Origin of the sequence: Thioclava sp. UBA3469 (assembly GCF_002378135.1) — a bacterium.
Lineage (GTDB): Bacteria > Pseudomonadota > Alphaproteobacteria > Rhodobacterales > Rhodobacteraceae > Thioclava > Thioclava sediminum.
In genome coordinates this window covers 1-8,188 of sequence record NZ_DFRG01000171.1, presented here as the reverse complement: position 1 = coordinate 8,188, position 8,188 = coordinate 1, and the positions used below count along the sequence as shown (strand labels likewise).

The 8,188-nt window shown below is 65.4% G+C and carries 9 protein-coding genes; 5 read left to right on the top strand and 4 right to left on the bottom strand.

All coding sequences use genetic code 11. The features are described 5' to 3' along the window. On the top strand, nt 1–788 hold a 788-nt coding region (locus B3D39_RS12775), incomplete at its 5' end, for a Hint domain-containing protein (RefSeq protein WP_286789760.1). Here the strand turns inward: B3D39_RS12775 and B3D39_RS12770 are convergent. Continuing rightward, on the bottom strand, nt 785–1,534 hold the full coding sequence (locus B3D39_RS12770) for a sulfite exporter TauE/SafE family protein (RefSeq protein ID WP_255266542.1): 750 nt from the start codon (nt 1,532–1,534) through the stop codon (nt 785–787). The two genes, B3D39_RS12775 and B3D39_RS12770, sit on opposite strands and share 4 nt — an antisense overlap. 218 nt (nt 1,535–1,752) lie before the next feature. Here B3D39_RS12770 and B3D39_RS12765 point away from each other — a divergent pair, with 218 nt between their 5' ends. From B3D39_RS12765 to B3D39_RS12755, 3 genes are all read left to right on the top strand, one after another. Continuing rightward, the gene (locus tag B3D39_RS12765) at nt 1,753–3,417 is read left to right on the top strand and encodes an acyl-CoA dehydrogenase family protein (protein WP_286789759.1); all 1,665 of its coding nucleotides are present in this window, start codon (nt 1,753–1,755) and stop codon (nt 3,415–3,417) included. A gap of 120 nt (nt 3,418–3,537) precedes the next feature. Then, nucleotides 3,538–4,536: an NAD-dependent epimerase/dehydratase family protein gene (locus B3D39_RS12760; RefSeq protein ID WP_274961940.1), complete on the top strand. Its 999-nt coding sequence runs from the start codon at nt 3,538–3,540 to the stop codon at nt 4,534–4,536. Nucleotides 4,537–4,593: 57 nt separating this feature from the next. Then, nucleotides 4,594–5,097 (top strand): GNAT family N-acetyltransferase, encoded by a 504-nt coding sequence (locus B3D39_RS12755; RefSeq protein WP_078521463.1) that lies wholly within the window; start codon nt 4,594–4,596, stop codon nt 5,095–5,097. A 183-nt stretch (nt 5,098–5,280) separates the two neighbouring features. Here B3D39_RS12755 and recO read toward each other — a convergent pair whose 3' ends face one another. Next, nucleotides 5,281–6,006, bottom strand: a complete 726-nt coding sequence (gene recO, locus B3D39_RS12750; protein WP_078542549.1) for a DNA repair protein RecO — start codon at nt 6,004–6,006, stop codon at nt 5,281–5,283. 86 nt (nt 6,007–6,092) lie between these two features. Here recO and B3D39_RS12745 point away from each other — a divergent pair, with 86 nt between their 5' ends. Beyond that, nucleotides 6,093–6,716 (top strand): Pr6Pr family membrane protein, encoded by a 624-nt coding sequence (locus tag B3D39_RS12745; protein WP_078542548.1) that lies wholly within the window; start codon nt 6,093–6,095, stop codon nt 6,714–6,716. Here B3D39_RS12745 and B3D39_RS12740 read toward each other — a convergent pair. Next, complete coding sequence (locus B3D39_RS12740; RefSeq protein ID WP_078571197.1) at nt 6,706–7,044, bottom strand: DUF1491 family protein; 339 nt, start codon at nt 7,042–7,044, stop codon at nt 6,706–6,708. The two genes, B3D39_RS12745 and B3D39_RS12740, sit on opposite strands and share 11 nt — an antisense overlap. Next, nucleotides 7,044–7,949 carry a GTPase Era gene (era, locus tag B3D39_RS12735; protein WP_274961941.1) on the bottom strand — a complete coding sequence of 302 codons (906 nt, stop codon included), beginning with the start codon at nt 7,947–7,949 and terminating at the stop codon, nt 7,044–7,046. Before era ends, B3D39_RS12740 begins: the two co-directional genes overlap by 1 nt. Nucleotides 7,950–8,188: the final 239 nt, after the last annotated feature.

The following is an 8,188-nucleotide window of genomic DNA, read 5'->3' as shown; positions in this document are numbered from 1 at the left end:
GCTGGGACGGGCCGGGACGCGAGAGCCTGCTGACGCTGGAGGCGCTCGATCAGCGCACGATCCGGCAGCAGGCGGGCGTGGCCCCGCTGCCGCTGACCCGTGACGAGGCCGCCGCCCTGCTCGATCCGGCGGGGCCCGCGCGGATCGGGCCGCGCGTCGACTGGCTGGCGCTTGGCGATCATCTGCAACCGATGGGACCGGCGGGCTGTTTCGCCCCCGCGACCCCGATCCAGACGCCGGAGGGCGCGGTGCCTGCCGCGCGGCTTCGCGAAGGCGATCTGGTCGAGACCATCGATGCCGGACCGCAGCCGGTGCTCTGGTCGGGCCGGATTAGCCTGCCTGCGATCGGGCATCTGCGTCCGGTGAAACTCTGTGCGCCGGTCTTCTCCGCACGGCAGGATCTTTGGGTCATGCCGCAGCACCGCGTGGCGCTGAGCGGGCCGTCGGTGGATTTCATCTTCGGCGAGGACGAGGTGCTGATCGAGGCGCGCTCGCTGGCCGATGGCTGCGCCGCGCTGCAACCCGATTGCCCGGGCGTTCTGGAATGGCACGGGCTGCTGCTAGGCGGCCATCACCTGCTGATGGCGGATGGCTGCAAGCTGGAGAGCCTGCATATCGGGCGGCTCGCCCGGCAACCGCTTCTGGCGGCGACCACGGCCTTTGCGGGGCTGGTGCGCGAAGGTGGGGTGCCGCTCCATCGCAAGCCGGTGCGCAAGATCGTCTCGGGTTACGAGGCGAAGACGCTGGCCTCCGCCCGCCGTCAGGGGCTGCGTCCCTTCGTGGCTTAACCCATCAGCGCACGGCGCAGCAGGTTCAGCCCCGCCACGCCCAGCAGGATCAGCGTCCACCACCGGAACCGCACCGGGTCGAGCCGGTCCTGTGCCTTGAAGCCCAGCTTCATCCCCGCCAGCGCGGGCAGGATCATCAGAAGCGACAGCGGGATCGTCTGCGCGTTCAGCACGCCCGAGACCAGATGCGAACCGGTGAGGATGATCGCCCCGGTGAGGAAGACGACGCCGAGGATGCGCACGGCCTCCTGTTTCGGCGCGTCGATCGAGATCAGGTAGATGATCAGCGGCGGTCCCCAGATCCCGGAAATCCCGCCATAGAGCCCCGCGACGATGCCCAGCCCCGTCTCTGTCACCGCCCGGTGGCGCGTGGGCATCGGGATCTGCCGCCCCGAGATCTGCCAGATCGAGAAGGCGACGATCGGCCCGCCCAAGAGCGCGTACATCACCGGCTGCGGGATCACGTCGACGAGGGTCGCGCTGATCGGGATGAAGACTATGATCATCGCGATGAACAGCCGGTAATTCTTGATCGAGCCCACCGCCGCGCCGACCCCCTGACGGAAGGCCTGCATCACGTTGGTCACCAGCGTCGGCAGGATCAAAAGCGCCAGCGCCTGATGCGGCGGCAGAAAGGACGCGAAGCTCGACAGCATGATCATCGGCATCGCGAAACCGACCGCGCCTTTCACGAAACCTGCGAAAAGCGTGACGCCAAGCGCCGCGAATATTTGCCAAACTTCCATCCCGAACATGCGCGTTCCCCTTTCCTGTCCCGCGTCGCTTCTACCGGGTTACGCGGCGGGATACAGCCGTGAAGCGACGTGAAATCAGGCGCATACCCGACCACGCCGACAACCGCCGCGACATTATCCGTCGCAATTGTCGCTACTGGCGAATTTTTATTGCGCTGCGGTTGCGAAGTAACTAGACAGGCTGCAACTGCAGAATAAGGAGCCGACTCATGGCACATGACGGGGCCGATATGCCGACGACGATCATTCTGGACGACCTGATGGGCCTTGCGGAGGCGAGTCTGCCCGAACTGGAGGCGCTGGTCTCCGACGCGACCGCGAGCCTGCGCGCCGCGACCGAGAAAGACGGCCGCATTTCCGGCGCCGCGCTCGAGGCGAACCAATATCGCGCCCACGGTCTTGCCTGGCTGACCACCTATCAGCAGTCGCTCAAGCAGCTGCACGGCTGGGCTACGCGACTGGCCGAGGAAGGCAAGCTGGGCGAGATGGAGAAGCTGATCGTGCAGATCGGCTTCGGCGAATATCTCGCGCAGATCGCGGGCGGCATCCAGATGAACCAGGGCGAGATGGTGCGCCTGGCCGATATGGGCGTCAGCTGGACCCCGTCCGAGGCCGCCGCGAAACTGATCGCCGAGGGCAATTCCAACGCCGCCCGGATGCGTCTGGTCGAACTGATGCGCGACGTGCAGGGCCGCTCGATCTTCGGGCAGTCGGGTCTCGACGAAGACCTCGAAATGATCCGCGAGCAGTTCTACCGCTATGCCGAAGACCGCGTGAAGCCGAACGCGCATGAATGGCACCTCAAGGACGAGCTGATCCCGATGGAGATCATCGAGGAACTGGCCGAACTGGGCGTCTTCGGCCTGACCATCCCCGAGGAATATGGCGGGCTCGGCCTGTCGAAAGCCTCTATGGTCGTCGTGACCGAGGAGCTTTCGCGCGGCTACATCGGCGTGGGCTCCTTGGGCACCCGGTCCGAGATCGCGGCCGAACTGATCATCTGCGGCGGCACCGAGGAACAGAAGCAGAAATGGCTTCCGGGCCTTTCGTCTGGCGAAATCCTGTCGACCGCCGTGTTCACCGAACCGAATACCGGCTCGGATCTGGGCTCGCTTCGCACCCGCGCCGTCAAGGATGGCGACGACTGGCTGGTGACCGGCAACAAGACCTGGATCACCCACGCGCAGCGCACCCATGTGATGACGCTGCTCGCACGCACCGATCCCGCGACCGACAACTACAAGGGGCTGTCGATGTTCCTGGCCGAGAAGACGCCGGGCACCGACGACAACCCCTTCCCCACCGAGGGCATGACCGGCGGCGAGATCGAAGTGCTCGGCTATCGCGGCATGAAGGAATACGAGCTCGGCTTCGACAATTTCCGCGTGAAGGGCGAAAACCTTCTGGGCGGCGAAGAGGGCAAAGGCTTCAAGCAGCTCATGGAGACGTTCGAATCCGCCCGCATCCAGACCGCCGCCCGCGCCGTGGGCGTGGCGCAGTCGGCTCTGGAGATCGGGATGCAATACGCGATCGACCGCAAGCAATTCGGCAAGTCGCTGATCGAATTCCCGCGCGTGTCGTCGAAGCTCGCGATGATGGCGGTGGAGACGATGATCGCCCGCCAGCTGACCTATTTCTCGGCCTGGGAAAAGGATCACGGCCATCGCTGCGATCTGGAAGCCGGTATGGCGAAACTGCTGGGTGCGCGGGTGGCGTGGGCCGCTGCCGACAACGCGCTGCAGATCCATGGCGGCAACGGTTTCGCGCTGGAATACCAGATCAGCCGCATCCTCTGCGACGCGCGTATCCTGAACATCTTCGAGGGTGCCGCCGAGATTCAGGCGCAGGTTATCGCGCGGCGTCTCCTCGGCTGAGCCAGCGAAACTCTATTCAACGGGGCGATGCGGGCGAACCTCGCATCGCCCCGTTCTGATTTGACACCCGTGCAACGCCCCCGCAAGCTGAACGACGAGGTTCAGCACAATGGAGGGCGCATGGCTCGCACAATTCTGGTCACAGGCATCACCGGCTTCATCGCCAAACGCATTGCCTATGACCTTCTGGCGCAGGGCGAGATCGTGCGCGGCACGCTGCGCAAGGCCAGCCGCGGCGAGGAGGTGAAAGCCGCCTTGAGTGACCTCGGCCCCGAAGCGCTGGAACGGCTGAGCTTCGTCGAGGCCGATCTGATGGCGGACAAGGGCTGGGACGCGGCGATGGCGGGGGTCGACGCCGTGATCCACACCGCCTCCCCCTTCCCGCTCAGCAAGCCGAAGAACGAGGCCGAGGTGATCCAGCCTGCAGTCGAAGGCACCAAGCGGGTCCTGACAGCGGCACAAGCGGCGGGCGTGACCCGCGTGATCCAGACCTCCTCGATGGAGGCGGTGATGCATGGCGTGACTTCCGACCCAATGACCGAGCGCGACTGGTCGAACCCGCGCGCGCCGACCTGCAGCCCCTATACGCGCTCGAAGATCTTCGCAGAGGAAGCGGCGTGGGAATTCATCGAGGATCATCACGAGATGCGTCTGACGGTGATCAATCCCGGCCTCGTCTGCGGCACGCCGATGGATCGCCATACCGGCTCGTCCGTCGCGGTGATCGAGCGGCTGATGTCGGGCAAGGATCCGATGGCGCCGGAATTCGATATTCCGGTGGTCGATGTCGCCGATGTCTCCGCCTGCCATATCGCGGCGCTCGACCGGTCCGAGAGCATCGGTCGTCGCTACATCTGTGCGGAAAGCTTCATGTCCTTCCTCGAGATGGCGCGGGTGCTGAAGGCCGAGTTCCCCGACCGCAAGATCCCGACGCGGAAGGCACCGAACTGGATCGTCTCCATCCTCGCGCTGTTCGACGAGCAGATCGCGCTGATCAAGCCGATGCTCGGGATGAAGATGCACCTCAGCCACGAGGCCGCGACTCGCGATCTTGGGGTCGAGTTCGTACCCGCCGCCGAGGCCGTGCGCCGCACCGGACATTTCATCGTGCAGAAATAGCGTTGCGCTCGCCCAGTTTCGCAGCCAAATCTGGCGCGACAGACTGGAGGGGCGCAGATGATCCGCGACGCAAGACCGCAAGACGCAGAGGCGATCACCGAGATTTACAATGACGCGGTGCGCAACACGACCGCGATCTGGAACGAGATCGAGGTCGGCCCCGAGAACCGTCGCGCCTATATCGCGGATCGGCAGGCGGCGGGCTATCCGGTGCTGGTCTGGGAGGAAGACGGGCGCGCCGTGGGCTATGCGAGTTTCGGCCCGTTCCGCCCCCATGACGGCTATCACCTGAGCGTCGAGCATTCCGTCTATGTCCACCGCGATCACCGCGCGGGCGGCAAGGGCGCGAAGCTGATGGAAGCGCTGATCGCGCGTGCCAAAGAGGGCGGATTTCACGTCATGGTCGGCGCGATCGACGCTGCGAATGAGGGCTCGATCCGGCTGCATGAGCGGCTGGGCTTCACGCAGGTGGGCTTGATGCCGCAGGTGGGCAAGAAGTTCGGGCGCTGGCTGGATCTGGCGCTGCTGACGCTGTTGCTGGACGATCGCGAGCGGCCTTGAGCACCACGGCGGGTTTCCAACTATAGCACGGGGCGACTAGCCCCGGGCCGCGCCCGACCCTCCCCCCGGGAGGGCGCATTGGCGAAGACAGTAAAGGCACGACCGACCTACGGGCTTGCGAGATAAAGCGCCCAGCCACGAGCCGAACAAAGCGCCCACCCGAGGCTCGGGCGCGTCCCTCCGTCAGCGCGCACTTCGCCCCAGCAAATCCACGAAACGCTGCCGCGCCTCGGGCAAGGGGCGATCCCCCAGATCGGGCGCCATCCGTTCGCCAAGGAAAAACCCGGTCAGCCGCAGCCCCTGCACGATCTCGCCAAGGCTCGCGGGCCCCTGCCCCAACAGGCACAGCGGCAGCGGCAACAGTCTCGGCGCCCATTCCCCGGCCCCTTGCCGGCTGACGGCACGGCCCGAGCGCGGGCTGACATAGGCCAGATCGTCGCGCGATCCGGTCACCGCGCAGCGCGACAGGTCGAGCCCGTAGCCCATCTCTTCCAGCAGCCCCAACTCCCAGCGCAGATAGGTCGGCACCCAGTCGCCGCCCTCGGCCATCGCGTCGAACAGCGCCTCGGAGGCCATGAACAACGCGTCATGCGACTCACGTTCGGGTAGCGTGAACCGCAGAAGCGCCGTCACCGCATTCAGCCCGGCCAGCGCCTGCCGGTCCGACAGGATCACCGCGCGGCTCTGCAAAGGCTCGATCGTGTAGCTGCCGAGGTGATCTTCCAGCCGGGCGCGCCACGTCGCCGTGACCCGGTTTCCCGGCTGCAAGATCCCCGTCATCTTGCGCGACGCTCCACCGCGCACGACGCCCGCATGTCGCCCATGCGCCGAGGTGAACAGCTCGACGATCATCGAGCTTTCGCCATGCGGTCGTGCCGAGAGGATCGTGCCGAGGTCTTGCCAGTCCATGCGAGGGACTATCCTTTCCGTGACGTTGCGGCGCAAGCGGCTTCGTGAATTGCGCAGACGTCGCGCGCCGCACTAGCTTCACACCCATGAAACGCGCCTCAATCCTTTTCGCCGCCCTGATCGCCCTCGTCGAATTGGCGGCGTTTGGCGCGAGCTTCGTCAATAACATGGCCGAACACCCCCACGCTGCCGTGCCGCTGGGCATCCTGTGGCTGATGTTTCGCTACTTCACGATCTGGACGAATACGCTGGTGGGCCTCGCCTTCGGCTGGATGGCATGGCGCAAACGGGCACTGGCGAAGCCGTTCCTCGCGGCGCTGGTGCTGTGGATCCTGATCGTCGGCGTGGTCTACCACCTGCTGCTGGCTGGCGACGCGCCGCTGCACGGGCTCGATTACGTCTCGAACCTACTGTATCACACGGTCGCCCCGATCCTCGTGCCGGTCTGGTGGCTGGCTTTCGCGCCGAAAGGCGGGCTGACGAGTCATCACGCCGTGATCTGGCTGGCCTGGCCGCTGGTCTATCTCGTCTATGCGGTGATCCGGGGGCTGGAGACCGGGTTCTACCCGTATTTCTTCCTCAACCTCGACAGGCTCGGATGGGGCGGGCTGGGCCTGTGGTGCGTGAAGTTCCTCGTGGCCTTCTGGATCGGCGGGCTGGTGATCGTGACCTTGGGCCGCGGTCTCAACCGTCTCGGGATCAGCCGCTGAGGCCATCCTCGTCCAGCATCGTGCGCCCTTCGCGGCTCTCGATTTCGATCACCCAGAGGTCCGGGTCGAAACTGCGCTGCTTGCGGATGCTGGCATCGACCTCGGCCTCGGGACCGTCATGCAACAGCATCCACGCGCTTTTGCCGGTCATCAGATCGGCACGCCGCTCGTAGCTTTGCGCGGTCCCGTCGAGCCGCGCGCATTTCACCAGCACGGCCCCCGAAGACGCCTGCCCATGCGCGGTGACATAGGCCGGGATATTCGCCAGCTCCAGCCGCTTGAGATAGGCGCGGACCCAGAAATCCGTGGTCAGACGCCCCTCGCTCATCACTTCGAGTCCTTGAAATCGAGACCCATCTCGGAATAGCGCTCGGCCTCTTCCAGCCAGTTCGGGCGCACCTTCACCTGCAAGAACAGATGCACGGGCCGGTCGAGAAATTCGATCAGCTCCTCGCGCGCGGCTTTCGAGATCGCCTTGATCGTCTCGCCGCCCTTGCCGAGGATGATCCCCTTGTGACCGTCGCGCGCGACGTAGATCACCTGATCGATCCGCGCGGAGCCGTCCTTGCGCTCTTCCCAGCTCTCGGTCTCGACGGTGAGCTGATAGGGCAGCTCTTCGTGCAGGCGCAGGGTCAGCTTCTCGCGGGTGATCTCGGCCGCGATCATGCGCATCGGCAGATCGGCGATCTGATCTTCGGGATAAAGCCACGGCCCCTCGGGCATCTCCTCTGCCAGCCATTCCTTGAGGTCCTGCACGCCGTAGCCGCGCTCGGCCGAGATCATGAAGGTCTTGGTGAACTGGTACGCCTCGTTGAGCTTCGCGGTCAGACCCAGAAGCTCCTCGGATTTCACCTTGTCGATCTTGTTGATCGCAAGCGCCACCGGCTGCGTGCCTTCGCGACCGCGCAGGGCTTCGAGGATGCTTTCGACGCCGGGCGTGAGACCGCGATGGGCTTCGACCAGCAGGACGATCATGTCGGCATCGGCCGCCCCGCCCCAAGCCGCGTTGACCATTGCGCGGTCCAGACGACGGCGCGGGCGGAAGATGCCGGGCGTGTCGACGAAGACGATCTGGCTCTGGCCTTCCATCGCGACGCCACGGATGCGGGCGCGGGTGGTCTGCACCTTATGGGTGACGATCGAGACCTTCGCGCCAACCATCGCGTTGAGCAGCGTGGATTTGCCCGCATTGGGCTCTCCGATCAGGGCGACGAAACCGGCGCGTGTGGTCATGGGTGTTCCTTTTTGGCGATACGCGAAAGCGATACGGGGCGCGGGGTAGCTTATAACGGCCCGCGTTGCCAGTCATCTTGTCATGTGGCTTGTGCGACGAGGGCCGCGCCCGATCCTCGGGTGGGCGCTTCGCCTCGTTCGTGGTCGGGCAGTTTATCTTTCAAACTCGAGTGGCGGATATGCCCGCGACGACATCGCCGATGCGCCCTCCCGGTGGGAGGGTCGGGCGCGGCCCGGGG

Bases quoted from the DNA above. Each gene is read 5' to 3' on its own strand.
- B3D39_RS12770 (WP_255266542.1), bottom strand. From the start codon at position 1,534: ATGGAAGTTTGGCAAATATTCGCGGCGCTTGGCGTCACGCTTTTCGCA.
- B3D39_RS12765 (WP_286789759.1), top strand. From the start codon at position 1,753: ATGGCACATGACGGGGCCGATATGCCGACGACGATCATTCTGGACGAC.
- B3D39_RS12760 (WP_274961940.1), top strand. From the start codon at position 3,538: ATGGCTCGCACAATTCTGGTCACAGGCATCACCGGCTTCATCGCCAAA.
- B3D39_RS12755 (WP_078521463.1), top strand. From the start codon at position 4,594: ATGATCCGCGACGCAAGACCGCAAGACGCAGAGGCGATCACCGAGATT.
- recO (WP_078542549.1), bottom strand. From the start codon at position 6,006: ATGGACTGGCAAGACCTCGGCACGATCCTCTCGGCACGACCGCATGGC.
- B3D39_RS12745 (WP_078542548.1), top strand. From the start codon at position 6,093: ATGAAACGCGCCTCAATCCTTTTCGCCGCCCTGATCGCCCTCGTCGAA.
- B3D39_RS12740 (WP_078571197.1), bottom strand. From the start codon at position 7,044: ATGAGCGAGGGGCGTCTGACCACGGATTTCTGGGTCCGCGCCTATCTC.
- era (WP_274961941.1), bottom strand. From the start codon at position 7,949: ATGACCACACGCGCCGGTTTCGTCGCCCTGATCGGAGAGCCCAATGCG.